Origin of the sequence: Proteus sp. FME41, assembly GCF_014897315.1 — a bacterium.
In the GTDB taxonomy this organism is placed as follows: Bacteria; Pseudomonadota; Gammaproteobacteria; order Enterobacterales; family Enterobacteriaceae; genus Proteus.
In genome coordinates, this window is sequence record NZ_JABUYL010000002.1 from 77,349 (window position 1) to 97,487 (window position 20,139).

The 20,139-nt window shown below is 38.1% G+C and carries 13 protein-coding genes; 6 read left to right on the top strand and 7 right to left on the bottom strand.

Going from position 1 to position 20,139, the window contains the following annotated elements:
• The first annotated feature begins 22 nt into the window (after positions 1-22).
• Positions 23-1,771 carry a cellulose biosynthesis protein BcsG gene (bcsG, locus tag INT04_RS02945; protein ID WP_193014667.1) on the top strand — a complete coding sequence of 583 codons (1,749 nt, stop codon included), beginning with the start codon at positions 23-25 and terminating at the stop codon, positions 1,769-1,771.
• A gap of 174 nt (positions 1,772-1,945) precedes the next feature.
• Here the strand turns inward: bcsG and metK are convergent, their stop codons facing one another.
• Positions 1,946-3,103 (bottom strand): methionine adenosyltransferase, encoded by a 1,158-nt coding sequence (metK, locus tag INT04_RS02950; protein ID WP_193014668.1) that lies wholly within the window; start codon positions 3,101-3,103, stop codon positions 1,946-1,948.
• 690 nt (positions 3,104-3,793) lie between these two features.
• Here metK and speA point away from each other — a divergent pair.
• The 3 genes from speA (at position 3,794) to INT04_RS02965 (ending at position 7,839) form a co-directional block, all read left to right on the top strand.
• Positions 3,794-5,701, top strand: a complete 1,908-nt coding sequence (speA, locus tag INT04_RS02955; protein WP_193014669.1) for a biosynthetic arginine decarboxylase — start codon at positions 3,794-3,796, stop codon at positions 5,699-5,701.
• Between the two features lie 103 nt (positions 5,702-5,804).
• Entirely contained in the window at positions 5,805-6,725 is a 921-nt protein-coding gene (gene speB, locus INT04_RS02960; RefSeq protein WP_193014670.1) for an agmatinase, read from the top strand.
• Between the two features lie 334 nt (positions 6,726-7,059).
• Positions 7,060-7,839, top strand: coding sequence for an acetoin reductase (locus INT04_RS02965; RefSeq protein WP_193014671.1), 780 nt, complete (start codon positions 7,060-7,062; stop codon positions 7,837-7,839).
• 88 nt (positions 7,840-7,927) lie between these two features.
• Here INT04_RS02965 and mutH read toward each other — a convergent pair whose 3' ends face one another.
• The 6 genes from mutH to leuA all read right to left on the bottom strand — a co-directional run bounded on the left by mutH (position 7,928) and on the right by leuA (position 15,856).
• Complete coding sequence (gene mutH, locus INT04_RS02970; protein ID WP_193014672.1) at positions 7,928-8,605, bottom strand: DNA mismatch repair endonuclease MutH; 678 nt, start codon at positions 8,603-8,605, stop codon at positions 7,928-7,930.
• 623 nt (positions 8,606-9,228) lie between these two features.
• Positions 9,229-10,908 (bottom strand): HTH-type transcriptional regulator SgrR, encoded by a 1,680-nt coding sequence (gene sgrR / locus INT04_RS02975; RefSeq protein ID WP_193014673.1) that lies wholly within the window; start codon positions 10,906-10,908, stop codon positions 9,229-9,231.
• A gap of 269 nt (positions 10,909-11,177) precedes the next feature.
• Complete coding sequence (leuD, locus tag INT04_RS02980) at positions 11,178-11,780, bottom strand: 3-isopropylmalate dehydratase small subunit (protein ID WP_193014674.1); 603 nt, start codon at positions 11,778-11,780, stop codon at positions 11,178-11,180.
• A gap of 11 nt (positions 11,781-11,791) precedes the next feature.
• Positions 11,792-13,201: a 3-isopropylmalate dehydratase large subunit gene (gene leuC / locus INT04_RS02985; protein WP_193014675.1), complete on the bottom strand. Its 1,410-nt coding sequence runs from the start codon at positions 13,199-13,201 to the stop codon at positions 11,792-11,794.
• Position 13,202: 1 nt separating this feature from the next.
• Positions 13,203-14,294 carry a 3-isopropylmalate dehydrogenase gene (leuB, locus tag INT04_RS02990; RefSeq protein WP_193014676.1) on the bottom strand — a complete coding sequence of 364 codons (1,092 nt, stop codon included), beginning with the start codon at positions 14,292-14,294 and terminating at the stop codon, positions 13,203-13,205.
• Between the two features lie 2 nt (positions 14,295-14,296).
• Complete coding sequence (gene leuA, locus INT04_RS02995; RefSeq protein WP_193014677.1) at positions 14,297-15,856, bottom strand: 2-isopropylmalate synthase; 1,560 nt, start codon at positions 15,854-15,856, stop codon at positions 14,297-14,299.
• Between the two features lie 869 nt (positions 15,857-16,725).
• Between leuA and leuO the strand changes: the two genes are divergently transcribed.
• On the top strand, positions 16,726-17,670 hold the full coding sequence (leuO, locus tag INT04_RS03000) for a transcriptional regulator LeuO (protein WP_193014678.1): 945 nt from the start codon (positions 16,726-16,728) through the stop codon (positions 17,668-17,670).
• A 519-nt stretch (positions 17,671-18,189) separates the two neighbouring features.
• Positions 18,190-19,995 carry an AMP-dependent synthetase/ligase gene (locus tag INT04_RS03005; RefSeq protein ID WP_193014679.1) on the top strand — a complete coding sequence of 602 codons (1,806 nt, stop codon included), beginning with the start codon at positions 18,190-18,192 and terminating at the stop codon, positions 19,993-19,995.
• The last annotated feature ends 144 nt before the right edge of the window (positions 19,996-20,139 follow it).

The window sequence follows — 20,139 nt, forward strand, 5'->3', positions numbered from 1 at the left end:
TACTAATGAGTAGGAAATCAAAATGAACAAGTCTAATACAACCCAGTTCGATTTTTTACATTACTGGCATGGGTTGGGAGCATGGAATTTCTATTTTTTACTGAAGTTTGTTTTACTTTGGTATGGTTATTTAAATTTTGATGCTTTTAGCAATCTACTTTTTCTTGCCTTTTTATTGTTCCCGTTACCAAAAAACAGTTGGCATAAAATACGTAATTGGATAGCTATCCCTATTGGGTTAGTTTTATTTTATCACGATACTTGGTTACCCAGCTTTTCAACGGTATTAGCACAAGGTGGACAGCTTAAACAGTTTTCGTTTGATTATCTTGTGGAGTTAACTGTTAATTTTATCAATATAAAAATGATTGGTGTCGCCTTTATTTTACTGGTGGGATACCTTTTTATTGAGCAGTGGGTAAGGGTTTCGGTCTTTATTATTGCGGGAGTCTTATGGCTAAATATCGGTGGATTTACACATTTTTCACAAAGTATGGTGCCTGAGGTTTCAGCCAATAGTTTTACGCCAGAAAATGACATTAATGCTGAAAAAAGGACTGCGTTAGCAAATGCAACAGAAGCACCGTCTGTATCAGTTGAGCCTCTGGTTGTTCCTGAAGAAGTCACAGCGATTAAACCTGCAGAATCAACACCCGCCAATTCGTTTTATCCACCACAAAAACAGAAGGTTAACAATAAAGCACTTGATGATTGGTTAACACAATTCTATGGCTATGAGAAAAAACGGGCGACACCATTTCCCGCCCAGTTATCTGCGAATGCTCAGCCTTTTGATATCTTAATCATTAATATTTGCTCGCTTTCAACTGCGGATACTGCCGCTGTTGGGTTACAAGAACACCCTATTTGGGGCAACTTTGACGTATTATTTAGTCACTTTAATACAGTCTCTTCTTATAGTGGCCCCGCATCATTAAGATTATTACGATCAAGTTGCGGACAAACTCACCATTCTGATTTATATGATCCTGCCGATACACAGTGTTTGTTAATGGATAATTTGTCTTCATTAGGGTTCGTAAAGAAACTTGTACTCGATCACAATGGAAAGTTTGGTAACTATCTTCAAGAAGTTCAGCAACTCGGAAATCTTAATATCGCTTTACAAGATCAAGAAAATCTTTCTCATCAAATTACCGCTTTTGATGGTACTAAAATTTACAACGACAAAGAGACATTAGAGCGTTGGTTGCAAGCTCGCGAGCAATCAAAAGAGAGTCGCAGTGTCACCTTTGTGAACTTAGTCTCATTGCATGATGGTAACCGCTTTGTGGGTGAAAATAACACGGCCGATTATGGTAAGCGAGCCACAACACTATTAGATAATTTAGATAACTTTATGAATGAGTTGGATAAAAAGGGAAGAAAAGTCATGGTGGTGATTATTCCTGAGCATGGTGCTGCCTTACAAGGTGATAAAACGCAGATGTCAGGATTAAGAGATATTCCAAGCCAAAGCATTACAACTGTGCCTGTTGGTGTTCGTTTTACCGGAATAAAAGACAGAGCACAATTTTATCCTCCAGTGATTGTTGAAGAGCCAAGCAGCTATTTAGCTATTTCTGAGTTTATTTCTCGTAATGTTAATGGTGATATCTTTAATCAATCTGCTATTGATTGGAATGCAATAGCTAGCGAATTACCTCAAACAGCCAATGTTGCGGAAAACCAAGCAACCATTGTGGTTGATTATCAAGGTCAGTCTTATATTAAGTTAAATGGAGGGGAATGGATTAATTATCCTAACTAACTTTTTATAGGAAACAGTTTCATCATAAATCTATGTTCTCGTTTTCTCCTTTTGAGATCCCCGTATTGATTGCGGGGTTTTTTTATGGAGTTTTTTATCTAAAAAGACCAACAAAAAACCACATCTATAAAAGATGTGGTTTATCAAATAATCAATAACGTGATGTAACAAGTGCTAGGCTTTTAAACCGGCGGCTTCACGTAAGATTTCAGCTTTGTCTGTTGCTTCCCACGGGAATTCAGGACGACCAAAGTGACCGTAAGCTGCTGTTTTTTGGTAGATTGGGTGCAGTAAATCTAACATTTGAATTAATCCATAAGGACGTAAGTCAAAGAATTCACGCACTAACAAAATCAGTTGTGATGCAGGTACTTTTTCTGTGCCAAACGTTTCTACCATAATCGAGGTTGGTTCAGCTACACCGATTGCGTAAGATACTTGGATTTCACAACGATCAGCTAAACCTGCAGCAACGATATTTTTAGCAACATAACGTGCAGCATAAGCAGCAGAACGGTCTACTTTTGAAGGATCTTTACCTGAGAAGGCACCGCCGCCATGACGCGCCATGCCGCCGTATGTATCAACAATAATTTTGCGACCCGTTAAGCCGCAGTCACCCATTGGGCCACCAATAACAAAACGACCTGTTGGATTAATGAAGTATTTGGTTTGCTCATTTAACCATTCTATTGGTAGAACAGGTTTAATGATCTCTTCCATTACGGCTTCATGCAGATCTTTTTGTGTAATGTCTTCAGAATGCTGAGTTGATAATACAACTGCATCAATGCCGACAATGTTGTTATTGTCATATTGGAATGTAATTTGGCTTTTTGCGTCAGGACGTAACCAAGGTAAGGTACCACTTTTACGAACTTGGGCTTGGCGCTGAACTAAGCGATGAGCATAAGTAATAGGCGCTGGCATTAATACGTCAGTTTCATTCGTGGCGTAACCAAACATTAAACCTTGGTCACCCGCACCTTGTTCTAACGGATCTGCGCGGTCAACACCTTGATTGATGTCCGGTGATTGCTTACCAATGGCACTGATCACTGCACAGGAATTAGCATCAAAGCCCATATCGGAGCTGGTATAGCCGATTTCACGCACTGTTTTTCGTGTGATTTCTTCGATATCAACCCAAGCTTTGGTGGTAATTTCTCCGCCAACCATGACCATGCCTGTTTTAACGTAAGTTTCGCAGGCAACGCGTGCTTTTGGATCTTGTTCTAAAATTGCATCCAAGACGGCATCAGAAATCTGATCCGCGATTTTATCTGGATGACCTTCTGATACTGATTCAGAAGTAAAAAGGTGTGTAGTCATTATATTTCGTTACCTTAATACAATCGGTTTAAGGATGGATGTTTTAACATCTAGACGGCTAGTTTAGGTCTGTTTTCTCTTTAATTCCAGTTTTTTTTAATCAAATATAGGGGAAAAGTAGAATCCAATAGTTAATCTTATTTTTTGTTACGCGTTATTTTCTGATGGCGAAAATTCAAAAATAAGAAAAAAAAGGTTTTTATGCATTTTGCTTTTGCATTTTAAGTTAACTACAGGTATAAACTCGCGGTTACTGTGAAATCTGAACACAGTGTAAACCGCAGAATTTCAAATTCTGTTTCTCTGTTAGGGAAATGGCTTATAGCATTAAGCCATGTGTGGAGTGAATGGGTAATGATCCATTGTCTACAGGTTAGTCTTTTCAAAAACCAAAACAGTACTCACCAATACTATCTACATAGTATATCTAGAGTAATTTCCTCTTTGAGCACACTCTCTTTAGAGCGAAGTTGTCTGTTACTTGCCAATAGGTGATTGTGTTAACTCGTTATAAGTTAACTCAATAACTTTCTATTATTATGTTCAGCTATAAACTGAATACTCATATAAAAATATATAGTGAGTCACTACTTCCAACTGTTATTTATCAGTCGTTTCAGATTTTCAAGAGATTATTGACTACTATAGTGACAGGCAAGGTATAAACTCATACTCCCTAAGGAGAATGTCATGAATGATAACATCGCTCGTAAGATGCAGCAGACCTATAACATTGCATATTGGGGTGGCGGTTACTATTTAGCGAATAATCGGGGAAATATTAGCGTTTGTCCTAACCCTGATGTTCCTGATGCAACGTTTGATTTAACTGAATTGGTTAAACGCGTTCAAGAAGAGCAATCACATTTGCGTTTACCTGCGCTTTTTTGCTTTCCTCAAATACTACAACACCGTTTACGCTCGATTAATGCGGCGTTTCATCGCGCACGTGAATCTTATGGTTATAAAGGTGACTATTTTTTAGTTTATCCGATTAAAGTGAATCAACAGCGTCGCGTGATTGAATCACTGATTAATGCGGGTGAGCCTTTAGGTCTAGAAGCAGGCTCTAAAGCTGAATTAATGGCTGTGCTTGCTCATGCCAATATGACAAGTTCTGTCATTGTATGTAATGGTTATAAAGACCGTGAATATATTCGTTTAGCATTAACGGGCGAAAAGCTGGGGCATAAAGTTTTCTTAGTCATTGAAAAAATGTCTGAGATAAAAATGGTACTTGAAGAAGCAGAACGTTTAGAAGTTATCCCTCGTTTAGGGGTACGCGCTCGTTTGGCTTCTCAAGGCTCGGGTAAATGGCAGGCAAGTGGTGGTGAGAAATCGAAATTTGGTTTAGCCGCAACACAAGTTTTACAATTAATTGATATGTTGCGCCAAGCTGATCGCTTAGATAGCTTGCAATTATTGCACTTCCATTTGGGCTCACAAATGGCGAATATCCGTGATATCGCCACCGGTGTTCGTGAATCTGCACGCTTTTATGTCGAACTGCATAAGTTAGGTGTTGATATCCAGTATTTTGATGTGGGTGGTGGATTAGGGGTGGACTATGAAGGTACACGCTCACAATCTGATTGCTCGGTTAACTATGGTCTAAATGAATATGCGAATAATGTCATTTGGGCAATTGGTGACGCGTGTGATGAAAATGATTTACCTCATCCTACGGTCATTACAGAATCAGGCCGCGCATTAACTGCACATCACACAGTATTAATCTCTAATGTCATTGGTGTTGAGCGCAATGAATTTACAGCAATTACACCGCCTGAAGAAGATGCATCAAGACCGATTGCTAGCCTTTGGGAAACATGGGAAGAGATGCAAACCAAAGGACATAGTCGTTCATTACGTGAATGGTTGCATGATAGCCAATTAGACTTACATGATGTGCATACACAATATGTTCATGGCATGTTGAGCCTGACAGAGCGTGCATGGGCAGAAGAGTTGTATTTGAATATTTGTCGTCGCATTCAATACGATTTAGATCCAAGTAATCGTGCGCATCGTCCTATTATTGATGAACTGCAAGAGCGGATGTCCGATAAGTTCTATGTGAACTTTTCATTATTCCAATCTTTACCTGATGCATGGGGTATTGATCAGCTATTCCCTGTATTACCGATTGAAGGGTTAGATAAACCACTGGATCGCCGAGCGGTTCTACTCGATATTACGTGTGACTCAGATGGTATTATTGACCACTATGTGGATGGTGATGGTGTTGAAACAACGATGCCAATGCCAGCTTATGATCCTGAATATCCACCCATGATTGGCTTTTTTATGGTAGGGGCTTATCAGGAAATTTTAGGCAATATGCATAACTTATTTGGTGATACTGCCGCCGTTGACGTTTATCTTGATGAAAAAGGTAATCTTACTTATGTTCAAAGTGAAGAGGGCGATACTGTTGCCGATATGCTTCAGTACGTTAAGTTAAATCCAACGGTGCTGTTAGAACGTTTCCGTACTCAAGTAAAAAATGCACAGTTAGATGAAGCGTTGCAAGAACAATTCTTGACTGAATTTGAAAGCGGTTTATACGGTTATACGTATCTGGAAGAAGAAGAGTAATTCTTAATTCTCCAATGCAAGAGTGATGCGTTTAAGTATCACTCTTTATCTATCATATTGATTTGTATGTCGCTTATTTTTAATAAGTGACAGAGGTAATAGCATGAAAAATAGTACGTTAGGTAATGAGACTGATAATTCTTTGATCTCTAATGCATTTGGTTTTTTACGTTTTCCACTGAATTTTCAGCCTTATAGCAGTGATGCAGATTGGGTTATTACTGGTGTGCCTTTTGATATGGCAACCTCTGGTCGTGCAGGAACGCGTCATGGGCCTGGTGCTATTCGCCAAATCTCAACGAATTTAGCATGGGAAGGTAACCGCTGGCCTTGGGATTTCGATATGCGTGAGCGTTTAAGCGTTGTCGATTGTGGTGACTTGGTGTTTAACTTCGGTGATGCACAAGATATGAGCGATAAACTACAAGCTCATACTGAAAAATTGTTAGCCTCAGGCAAAAAATGCTTAACGTTTGGCGGGGACCACTTTGTCACACTGCCTCTATTACGTGCGCATGCTAAACATTTTGGCAAAATGGCATTAGTACATTTCGATGCTCATACCGATACTTATGGTAATGGGAGTAAGTTTGACCACGGTACAATGTTCTTTCATGCGCCAAATGAAGGGTTAATCGATCCTAATCATTCCGTTCAAATTGGTATTCGTACCGATCACGACAGTGATAATGGTTTTACTGTGCTAGATGCAGCACAAGTTAATGATCGCGGTGTTGATGATTTAGTCGATCAGATTAAAAACATTGTGGGTGATCTTCCCGTTTACCTGACTTTCGATATTGATTGTCTTGATCCTGCGTTTGCGCCAGGAACAGGAACGCCAGTTGTAGGCGGTTTAACAACCGATAAAGCACTGAAGATCTTACGTGCGTTACAACCATTAAATATTGTCGGTATGGACTTAGTGGAAGTTTCTCCGGCTTATGATCAATCCGACATTACAGCACTTGCAGGTGCGACAATTGCGCTGGATATGTTATATCTCCAAGCAGCAAAAAAATAATTTCTATTAATTTCAGAAACTAATATCAAGGCGATATCTTTTTAGGTATCGCTTTTTTATTTTATTCTATGTATTAATGAGTTAAGCATTTTTTGCTAATTAATGACTACACTATTCAAATGCCTTTTCTTCTATTTTCAGAGCATATTTTATCTTTTATTGAGCGCTTATTCTAAATGATAATTATTTATAGAATGTTCGGTTGTCATTATCTGACTAATTAGGGAATAATCGTTATTTTGTCACCCGTCTGTTTAATTGCTACTGTTAATCTATTAACAAAGTTCTTTTTTTGGAAGAGCTTTTTCATCTGTGATAACTCAGGAGAAAGACAATGGCTTTGAATGGTAAGGTAATCTTAGTTACAGGTGCTGCTCAGGGAATTGGTCGTGGCATCGCATTACGTTTAGCGAAAGAAGGTGCTGATATTGCTCTGGTTGACTTGAAAGCAGATAAGCTAGCCGATGTTGCTAAAGAAATTGAAGCGCTAGGACGTAAAACAACCACTTTTGCTGCTGATATCAGTCATCGAGATGACGTTTTTGCTGCCGTTGATCATGCTGAAAAGGCATTAGGTGGATTTGATGTCATGATTAATAATGCGGGTATTGCACAAGTTAAAGCACTCGCTGATGTCACACCTGAAGATATGGATAGGATCTTCAAAATTAACGTGAACGGTACGATGTGGGGAATTCAAGCTGCATCAGAGAAATTTAAAGCATTAGGTCATAAAGGTAAGATCATTAATGCCTCTTCTATTGCGGGTCATGATGGATTTGCACTATTAGGTGTATATTCAGCCACTAAATTTGCAGTGCGTGCACTGACACAAGCTGCGGCAAAAGAGTATGCCAGCGCAGGAATTACCGTAAATGCGTATTGTCCTGGTATTGTAGGGACGGATATGTGGGTTGAAATTGATGAGCGCTTTTCTGAAATTACTGGGGCGCCAAAAGGTGAAACCTACAAAAAATATGTAGAAGGTATTGCATTAGGTCGCGCTCAAACCCCTGATGATGTTGCGGCTTTAGTGGCTTTCTTATCGAGTGATGATTCTGACTATATTACAGGCCAAGCAATTTTAACTGATGGCGGTATCGTTTATCGTTAATTATTAAAATAGATTATTATTTATCAATGCCCTGTGTGATTTAAAATAATGATACAGGGTATTTTATTGCCTATTATTTATAATGAAATTAAAGCTGAAAGTAACGCGCCAGCAGTGGGGCCGTAAAATTTTTCTTCAAATAAAAGCCTCTGGGTAATGTCATGATACGTTGCCCATTTTCACCAATAGCTTCGGTTAACGCTTTGCTATTCGCGGCTTTGGGACGAATTTGTAACACCTGCCCGTGACGTGCGGTAATACTTTCTACTTTACCAAGCACAATCATATCCATAAGTTCTTCCCAATCATGGCGCAAGAGTTCTTCTTCTGTATTGTTTGGGCTCCAGAGCAATGGTGAGGCAACTCGGCGCTGGGCTAATGGGATTTCCCTTTCTCCTTCAACCGGCACCCATAACACTTTAGAGAGCTTGCGTTTTACATGGCTATTTTCCCATGTAATTCCACTATTTCCTGTTAATGCGGCAACACACACAAAAGTCGTTTCTAAAGGCATACCTAATCTATCAATCGGGATCGTTTTAAGCTCAATGCCAAGTTCACTGAAATCTTGTTCTGGTTTACTGCCTGCGCTTGCTCCTAGGTAATATTCTAATAGCATCCCTACCCAGCCTTTATCTCTTTTTAAATCAGCAGGAATAGGCAGTTGTGCAAACGCGGCGAGCTCACCAAAAGTGTAACCTGCAAGCGCTTTGGCTCGTTCGAATAAAATCTGCTCGTTTTCAGGCGCTATAGGTGGAGTAAACATATTTATCATCTTATTGTTTAAAAAATAGACATAAAAAAAAGGCTATTGATAACATATTTGGCTTTATTTTACTGAAGCTATAATAGCATGATATATCATCATTTTTTTGAGTTAATCCCTCAATTGAAATTTATAATCTTAAGTTGTGCACGGTTATCCTGAAACCATAAACAGGCTTTTGCACTAGGTTATCCACAGCTTTATGGGATAACTCAGGGAAAGTGAGATCACTGTTCTGATTTACAGCCTTGACTTTTGCAGATATTCCTCAAAATTATCCTATTCTGTCTAACTAATCGGCATAACCTGTGGATAAAACATCCTGTGGTTATTTTTTGTACGATTTGAGCGGTAAGCTTTTTTAATTGTTTTATTCAATCGCTGAAATAGGCAGTAAAAATTACTTACTAATTTGAATTATAAGTGATATTTTAAAAAAAATTTCAACAGCCTTTTCAACAATACAAAAACTATACCCTGATTATCTCACTCTTTTTCACATAGATATCCACAGAAAAAGTGAATAAATCCCCTGCGTATTTATGAGGGTGTTTATAACTTTCATCATTTCTGTGAATTAACACAAATAATGATCTTTTTATAATTGAAAAGTGTGCAATATCCTATTTTAATCGAGGTACATCAATATCGGGTGTGAACCATGCTGATTTGAAATCAAACCAACCAAAAGTATTCATTTTGACACCGCGTATAGTTCTTTGTCCTTGCAGTTCGAGTAAATGATGAAATAAAGGATAAAGCCAAATATCTTGTGTTAACTGACAGCACCATTCTTCAAGTGGTAAGGCTTTTTGATGCCATAATATGAGTTCTTGAGAAAAGGATGCTCCTAGGCATTGATGAAACAAAGGTAATTCATAGAGTGCTGCAAAAATAGAGAACTCTAAAGGTTTATAAAAATTCACGGTAGCTAACCAAATATCACTTTCAGCTTCACCGTAATACCACTGTTCATAATCAAGGGTTTGAATAGTAAGCTCGATATCATACTGAGATAAAATACTTTTTATTAAATCTGCAATAGTGCTGTATTCATGATGCTCTTTATAAAGTGTGACAGTTAATTTCGTTAATGATGGGGGCTTAGGGTGTTGGCGGATTAATTTACTGTGATGCCAATGAAGCAATAAGCCATAAGCAGGTGACCAATGACGTTGATAGAAAGGATCGCAATGTGTCAGCATATTAACGGGGGTTAATACACTACTTAACCATTCTCTTATTTCAGTTTGTTGGCATTGCACTGAACGACTATCGTAAAGTAGAAAATAACAGCCTTCCTCTTTACGGCTTTCTAGTGAGTCCTTATTAGTATCATCATCTGTTAAATGAATGGTCGAACAGACCATTTTGTTATTAAGCTCGGGCACGACCCAAATATCAATTTGATCTAATAATGCACGTAAGCCAAAATAGCGATTAAAAGCTTTGATTTGCAACTTATGTTTATCATTAGCCATAATCTGATAAGCCCCTGTGCCAATAGGGTGTTGTGCAAAAGAGGGGAGTGACGACCACTCTTGTGGCAAAATAACAGCTTGAGGGCTACCTAAGAGTGTTGCAAATTGTTTATCTGCGTCACTTAAGAAAATATCGAGTACATAAGGCTGAGGTGAGGATATCCGTTCTATATGAGCGTAAAGAGGATTGCAGTATTTCATTCGCATTAAAGAGGTGCTGATATCATCAAGAGTAAGCTCACGGCCATGATGGAAATAAATAGAAGGACGTAAATAAAATCGCCAATGTTGCTCTGTGATCATTTGCCAATGATGCGCTAACTCCGCTTCAACTTCCCCATTTTCCTCTTTTAAATGGACTAATGAATTAAATATTTGACTCATTAAATGTAGCTCAGAGCGCCTTAATGGGGTTCCCGGTAATAAATTTTTAAAAGGGCGATAGTAAATAATTCGGAGTAATTGCTGACCGGGATGAAAGCTTTTTTCAATTTGAGACAGCACCATTTGGCGAACTGAATCTTTATCTCCCATCAAGGCGACCAGTTTTTCTATATCATTATCTTCAATTAATTTTTCAGCACGGTTTTGTTGGATTTCCAACGCATTAGAATGAAAGATTAGGGTGGATTTTTTGCCTCTGCCCACTTCTGCTTGCCAGTTTATCCAACCTATTTCTTGCATCTTGTTTAATAAAGAACGGACATGGCGCCGAGTACAATGCAAGATTTCTGCTAGCTCTTGTAATGTGGTTTCACCGGCTTTTCCCTGAAAGGCTTGCCATAATCGAATAAATTGTAACTCTAAGCGGGGTGAGGTCATAAAAGAGGAAATCCCTTAATAAAGTGATCAATTTTAATTTCCTTATATTAGACCGATAATGTTTGTGTTTAAAGTTAGCTCTCATGTTAGTTATCACAAATTATGAATACTGACAGACTCCCCCATTTGAGCATTCGGTGATTACCGGCCAGTGATGATGCATCACTGGCTTTTTTATTTTGGCAAAAAAAACCGTAAATAAATTTACGGTAAGAATGACAAAGTATAAACATCACAGAAAGTAGAAGAAGGTGAAAACTTTGTATTAATTAGCGCATAAAAGGAGGTTGTTTGGCCTCATAAACGCTAATGTCATTTTGGTGTTGCAATGTTAATCCGATACTGTCTAATCCTTCAATCATGCAATGACGGCGAAAGGAATCTATTTCAAAAGAGAAACATAACTCACCTGCTTTAACCTCTTGTGCGACTAAGTCCACTGTAATAGAGGTACCCGCATGTTGTTTTACATAATTAAATAATTGTGAAACTTCATCATCACTGAGTTTGACGGGTAATAATTGGTTATTAAATGCATTTCCATAAAAAATATCAGCAAAACTAGGCGCGATAACGGCGTGAAAACCATAATCAGTTAATGCCCACGGTGCATGTTCACGAGATGAACCACAACCAAAGTTTTCTCGTGCTAATAAAATAGAAGCACCTTGATAAATAGGCTGGTTCAAAATAAACGCAGGATTAGGTTGTGTGCCTTCGTCATCTAAAAAGCGCCAATCATTAAATAAGTGTTTACCAAAGCCTGTACGTGTCACTTTCTGTAAGAATTGCTTAGGGATAATGGCATCGGTATCGATATTCGCTGCATCTAAAGGAACGGCAATACCTGTATGTTGAGTAAATTTATTCATGGTATTCTCCTTTAAGATGTGACTGAAAACGTACGAATATCAGCAAAGTGACCATTAATGGCCGCCGCTGCTGCCATTGCAGGACTGACTAAGTGTGTTCGGCCACCACGACCTTGACGACCTTCAAAGTTACGGTTGCTGGTGGAGGCACAGCGTTCACCTGGATTTAACCGGTCGTTATTCATGGCTAAACACATAGAGCAGCCTGGTAAACGCCATTCAAAACCCGCTTCAATAAAAATTTTATCTAAACCTTCTGCTTCGGCTTGCGCTTTAACTGGCCCTGATCCTGGAACAACGATAGCTTGAACATGCGAAGCGACTTTATGACCTTTGGCAATTTCAGCTGCGGCACGTAAATCTTCAATACGTGAGTTTGTACAAGAGCCAATAAAAACTTTGTCGATAGCCACATCTGTTAAGTTTACACCTTCGCGTAATCCCATATAGGCTAAGGCTTTTTCAGCAGAAGCGCGTTCAACAGGATCGTGAAAACTATTTAATAATGGAACAATTTGGTCAATAGCAATCACTTGCCCTGGGTTAGTACCCCATGTGACTTGTGGCGCAATGTCAGCCGCATTAATGGTGACGGTGGCATCGAAAGTTGCATCATGATCAGACTTTAAGGTTCTCCAATAAGCAACTGCGTCATCCCATGATTGATCTTTAGGGGCAAATTGACGTCCTTTTAAATAATTAAACGTGGTGTCATCAGGTGCCACTAAACCTGCCTTAGCGCCCATTTCAATCGCCATATTGCATAAGGTCATTCGACCTTCCATACTTAATGCTTCAATGGCTTCACCTGCAAATTCAACGATATAACCTGTTCCACCAGCGCTGCCTAATTTACCAATAATGGCTAAGACAATATCTTTTGCAGTGATGCCAACGGCGGTATTACCTTGTACTTCAATTTTTAATGTTTTAGCTCGAGACTGTTTTAATGTCTGAGTAGCTAATACATGCTCCACTTCTGAAGTCCCGATCCCGAAGGCTAATGATCCAAAAGCACCATGGGTTGCTGTATGTGAGTCTCCACAAACAATAGTCATTCCGGGTAAGGTTAAACCTTGTTCTGGTCCCATAACATGGACTATTCCTTGATAGGGATGGTTTAAGTCATACAGTGTGACACCAAATTCTTGGCAGTTTTTCATCAACTCTTGCATTTGAATTCTTGCCATATCACCACAAGCATTAATATCTTTTGTTTGTGTTGAGACGTTGTGATCCATCGTTGCGAAGGTTTTATTGGGCTGACGAACAGGGCGACCTTTTGTTCTCAATCCATCAAAGGCTTGAGGCGATGTTACTTCGTGCACTAAATGGCGATCGATATATAAAATCGGTGTTTCATCACTCACTTCTCTGACAACATGTGCATCATAGATTTTTTGATATAATGTTTGTCCCATGTTATGCCCCTTCTTGAATATATTGAGTGATGTAATCACCCATTTCAGCAGTGGAGATGGCATGACCTTCACCCGCTAAATCAGCCGTACGGTAACCATCTGCCAATACTTTTGTAATGGCATCTTCAATGGCTTGTGCTGCTTTGTCTTCATTAAAACTGTAACGCAGTAACAACGCAGCAGATAAAATTTGTGCGATAGGGTTAGCAATATTTTTACCTGCAATATCGGGTGCTGAACCGCCGGCTGGCTCATATAAGCCAAAGTGTTCTTCATTAACGCTTGCGGATGGCAACATCCCCATTGAACCCGTGATCATGGCGCATTCATCGGATAAGATATCGCCAAAAATATTGGAACACAGTAAAACATCAAACTGAGACGGATCTTTAATTAACTGCATTGTCGCGTTATCGATATACATATGCTGAATTTCAACATCTGGGTATTCTTTGGCAATGCCAGTCACGACCTCACGCCATAAAATAGAGCTTTGTAAAACGTTCGCTTTATCAATAGAGGTGACTTTATGGCGACGTTTACGCGCAGATTCAAATGCAAAACGGGCAATACGTTCAATTTCGTAACGATGATAAACTTCAGTATCAAAAGCACGTTCTTGCGCACCTTCACCGTCACGGCCTTTAGGCTGGCCAAAATAGATACCGCCCGTTAATTCACGAACACATAAAATATCGAAACCACGCTGTGCAATGTCAGCACGTAATGGGCAATAGGCTTCTAAACCTTCATATAAGCGTGCAGGGCGTAAATTGCAGAACAATTTAAAATGTTTGCGTAAAGGCAATAACGCACCACGTTCAGGTTGTTCATTAGCGGGCAAGTGTTCCCACTTAGGGCCACCGACAGAGCCAAATAAAATAGCATCGGCTTGTTCGCAACCCGCTAAGGTATTCGCTGGTAATGGTGTGCCATGATTATCGATGGCAATGCCACCGATATCGTATTCTTTTGTAGTGATATTGAGTGAAAATCGCTCACTGATGGCTTTCATCACTTTTTGTGCTTGAGCCATAACTTCAGGGCCAATACCATCGCCGGGTAATACTGCAATATGATAATTTTTTGACATAATTAAACCGCTTCTTGTGTTGTATGTTGTTTGCGTTTTTCTATTTCGACTTGCTCTGAGCGCCAAATACTGTTGATAACATGGATCATGGCATTGGCGGATGAACCCACAATATCTGTTTCTAAACCCATTCCATGAAATTTACGGCCTTGATATTCAACGACAATATCAACTTGACCTAAAGCATCTCGGCCTTCACCTTTGGCTGTTAATTGGTATGTCACTAATTTTAAGGGATAACCGGTTGCACGAGATATTGCTTGATAAACCGCATCAACGGGACCGTTACCTGTCGCAGCTTCGGTAATTTCTTTATTACCATGAGTAATGCTGACACTGGCGGTTGCTACCGTTGAAGAACCTGACTGTGTATTAAAGTAGTTCATGACAAACTCATCAGGTTCTTGTTGTTGCTGACCAATAAAGGCCAGGGCCTCTAAATCATAATCAAAGACTTGCCCTTTTTTATCAGCTAAACGTAAGAAGGCGGCATACAGATGGTCTAAATTATAATCAGCTTCTCGATATCCCATCTCTTCCATACGGTGTTTCACTGCGGCACGGCCAGAGCGAGAGGTTAAATTTAATTGCACTTCTTTTAATCCAATAGACTCGGGAGTCATGATTTCGTAGGTTTCGCGGTTTTTTAAAACACCGTCTTGGTGAATACCCGATGAGTGTGCAAATGCATTGGTGCCAACAACCGATTTATTAGCATGAATAGGCGTATTACATAATTGGCTGACTAATTGACTGGTACGATAAATTTCTTTGTGATTAATACGTGTTTGAACATTCATCATTTGCTCACGGACTTTTATTGCCATGATGACTTCTTCTAATGCACAGTTACCAGCACGTTCACCTAATCCATTAATCGTACCTTCAACTTGCCTTGCCCCTGCTTGTACTGCTGTAATCGAGTTAGCGACTGCCATGCCCAAATCGTCATGACAGTGAACAGAGATAATGGCCTTATCAATATTAGGCACACGTTCAAATAAGTTAGTGATAATGCCACCAAATTGATAAGGTGTTGTGTAACCGACGGTATCAGGAATATTGATCGTTGTTGCTCCTGCGTTAATTGCACTTTCAACAATTCGACACAGATTATCAATATGTGTTCGACCTGCATCTTCACAAGAAAACTCAACATCATCAGTGTAGCGACGAGCCCGTTTTATCGAGTGCACGCCCATTTCAATAATATCTTCAAACGATTTTTTTAATTTATGTTCAGCGTGTAATGCTGACGTTGCCAAAAATACATGGATACGAAAAGCTTCTGCAATTTTTAAAGATTCTGCGGCAACATCAATATCGTTATCAACACAGCGTGCTAATGCACAAATACGGCTATTTTTGATTTCTCGTGCAATGGTCTGTACGGATTCAAAATCACCAGGGGAAGAAACAGGAAAGCCCGCTTCAATGATATCCACACCTAAGCGCTCTAAAGCGTAAGCAATTTGTAATTTCTCTTTCACGCTTAAACTTGCTTGCAATGCTTGTTCACCATCTCTCAATGTGGTATCAAAAATAATCACGTTATTGCTCATAGTCTGTTCCTTTCTCTTTTTTATTTGCTGTTTGCGCTCTCCCAGGTATAAAAAAACCCGCGACTAGCGCGGGTTTCTCTCTAAGGGTAGGTGTGTTTCACATTTTACCCATAAGCCAACCGCGCATTAACGTTGCGAGTAGTAGTAGGCTTGATAGTAAAATTGCGTTCAACATGAAACATCCTTAGATAAGTTCTCAATAATCTGTATTTATTGATACCTAATACCATTAAAGATGTCAAGCGTTGAAATTTTTAAATTCATTTATCTATGTTATTCATAAATTTTTTATAGTGATTCTGACTGATATCTAAATTTTTACTAATGATTATAACTATTAAGTAATCATTGATTGGGTTAATGTGCCACACATTGTTTAATAAAGAGTAAAATGAAAAATTAAACAAGTGTTTGCTTTTTTTTTAGTCAGATAAGTAAGATAGAAAAAAGGCACAGATAAGAACGTAAAGATTGATGAATGTGAGCAACGTTTTGAATGTAAGAATAAAAATTATTGTATTATCAAAGATGATGATTATTGATTGCCTATTTTAGGAATAAACACACATCATTTTATTATGATTTTTATCATACTTTGTTTTATTATTTGCAAGGCAGAAGGTAAAACAGGTTGTAATATATATTGATATAATCATTTTCTATACATGTAATTTTAATGTCGATTTTTTCATTTTCATATGAAAATGTTTTTTTATTGATATAAAGCTTATGTGTTTAGTTATATGCATGGACGATGAATAATAAATTTTAATAAATAGTTAAAGTAATAGTTAAAGCAAATGTATTATTAATAATATCTCCATTAGTAATATTTAATTAGCTATTATGATAACATAGTGGAGTAAGAAATGACGGATTACACACCAGCAACAGTTACCAACAAAGAATCAGCAGAAATGCATTTACGTAATGTTGATCTTAATTTATTAACGGTATTTGATGCTGTCATGCAAATGCAAAATGTCACTCGTGCCGCGCAGGTGCTTGGCATGTCACAACCCGCAGTCAGTAATGCAGTTTCTCGACTTAAGGTTATGTTTAATGATGAATTATTCGTTCGTTATGGGCGCGGAATTCAACCTACATTAAGAGCAAAACAACTCTTTGGTCCTGTTAGACAAGCATTACAATTAGTTCATAATGAGCTTCCAGGTGCCGGATTTGAACCCGAACAAAGTGAACGTATATTTAATTTGTCTATTTGTAGTCCACTGGATATAAAATTAGCACCAACAATAGTTGAAAAAGTGAAAAATAAAACACCTAATATTAATGTTAATATTAAATCTTATTTAAATAGCAATATAGAGCACCAATTAAAATATCAAGAAGTCGAATTTTTTATTAATTATAAACAATTCGATAAAACAGAATTTCATTCACTTCCATTATTTAATGATGAAGTTGTTTTAGTGGTTTCTAATAAACATCCTCGTATTAAAGAAAATGTCACACAAGATATGTTATTAAATGAGCGTCATTCAATTGTTTCTTTAGACGATGTGGGATCATTTAGTACACCTTATTATAAAGATACTCATTTAGAAGATTTAATTACTTATCAGGGAACTGATTTAAACAGTGTATTAAATATTGTTTCTAAAACCTATTTAGTTGCCATTGCACCTAGATGGTTAGTTGAGTGTTACGCTGATCAATTAGATATTAAAGCAGTCTCGTTACCTTGGGAAAAAACACAGCGTCCATGTTATTTAATTTGGCATGAATCAACAGCGCGAGATAAAGGTCACTTATGGATGAAAAATTTATTAAGTGAAGTTTGTCAGAACTAGAGTGTTTTTGCTCATAATTAGTTTTTATTGCTAATTATGCAGAAATAGTGGCAGATAACATTAGATGTTAGGCTAATGACCAAAACAGGTTTTATTCGGTTGAGTAAAACAAATTGGATTGCTGTCACTATTTTTGCCCTTTATATATCATAATGACTCTTATTCGTGTTTTACTTTATTAAACGTGTTTTTTTGCAATAATATCCTCTTCTTTATATTGTCACTGATTAAGTTATGACAATTACCTATTGTTATTCATCTGTTTTATTTTTTATCTTCCATAAAAAAACAGCATCTTAATATTTTGTTTCCTCACCGTTATGAGATAGCACTAGTTGACAAAACTTTTCATAACTCACAATTTTACAAATTTATGTAAAATTGAATTCCTTTATTTTGGTGGATCACTTAGACTTTTATTCGAGTCAGCGAACAAGTGTAAGCTGAAATTGTAAGGGTGACATTTTTCCCATTTCAGTTTCATAACACGGTCGCTTTTCCATAAATAGCAGGAAAATTATGATAACTAATAATAATCTTCATGATTATCATATAATTAGAAGATTGCAGAAGCAGTTTTTGCACAGCGGGAATAAAATTGCTTATAGCCAGTGGGATGCTAAGCACAATATCGAAATGTCATGGGAATTGGTTGAAAAGAAAACACACGCGCTCTCAAATGTATTACTAGAAATGGGTGTGGACGTTCAAGAAAACATTGGGATCTTTTCTCAAAATACCATTGATTGGTCCTTGGCTGATATTGCTTCTTTGCAACTGCGTGCAGTAACAGTGCCTCTGTATGCAACAAGTAGTGTTGAACAAGCCGCCTATGTTTTAAATGATGCGAATATTCGCATTCTTTTTGTGGGCGACCAAAAGCAATATGATATTGTTTCTGAATTATTAGCGTTATGTCCTCAGCTTGAACATATTATTGTGTTTAATTCCGATGTTGTGTTAAACGAAAAGACACCTTCATATTATCTGGAAAATTTAATTACCCAGACACAATTTCAGCATGATGACCTGTTAAAGCAACGTATTAACGAATGCTGTTTAGATGATTTGTTTACCTTGATTTATACCTCAGGGACAACAGGCGAGCCTAAAGGCGTTATGCTTGATTATACAAGCTTGGCATCCCAACTTTATTTGCATGATGAACGCCTTTCATTATCAGATAAAGATGTTTCATTATGCTTTTTGCCTCTTTCTCATGTTTTTGAACGCGCGTGGAGCTTCTATGTGATGCACACAGGCGCAGTTAACGTGTATTTAACGGATACTCATGCAGTTAGAGAAGCAATGAGTGAGGTTAAACCGACTGTTATGTGTGCGGTTCCCCGTTTCTATGAAAAAGTGTATAGCGCTATTCAAGATAAAGTGTCTCAAGCATCCGCATTACGCCAATTTATTTTTAAATGGGCGATCAAGCAAGGTGAGAAACAGCGTGAAGCACAACTAAATCAGCGTCAACAGGGCTTTATTTCTCGCTTATGTTATCGCTTTGCAGATAAAAAAGTCTTAAACCCATTACGCCAAATTTTAGGTGGACGAGTTCGTTTTTTACCTGCGGCAGGTGCACGTTTAGATGACGCGGTCATTCGCTTCTTCTTAGCCATCGGTATTAATATTAAATACGGTTATGGTATGACAGAAACCTGTGCAACTGTCTCATGCTGGGAAGAAAATAAGTACAAATTGGGTTCTATTGGTACACCGCTGCCAGGTGTTGAAGTTCGTATTGGTGCTGAGAACGAAATTCAAGTTCGTGGCAGTATCGTTATGAGAGGGTACTTTAATAAACCTGAAGATACTGCGGCTGCCTTTACGGAAGATGGTTGGCTACGTACAGGTGATGCAGGCGCACTTGATAGTGATGGTATATTATTTATTACCGAGCGTTTAAAAGATTTAATGAAAACATCGAATGGTAAGTATATTGCGCCACAAATGATCGAAGGTACTTTAGGGCAAGACCGTTTTATTGAGCACATTGCCGTGATTGCTGATACACGTAAATTTGTTTCAGCATTAATTGTGCCTTGTTTCGATGCATTAGAAGAGCATGCTCGTGTACTAAATTTAAAATACCAAGATCGTATTGAATTATTGCGCCATACCAAAATTAAAGAGCTTTTTGATGAGCGTTTACGAGAAATGCAGAAAAACTTCTCAAGTTTTCATCAAGTTAAGCGATTTACACTTCTTGCTGAAGGCTTTTCAATGGAGTCGGGTGAATTAACCCCTACCTTGAAACTTCGTCGTAAAATTATTTCAGAACGCTATCGAAATGAAATCGAATTAATGTATCAAGATTAAATTTTAGTGACTAAAAAGCACCGTTAAGGTGCTTTTTTCTTAAGAAATGACTTTTTGATAGATAACGATGATTGGAATAATTGATAAAAGGCATAAACGGAAACGTTGACGCATACGGTTTTATCAGTAAATTGTGTTAAAATA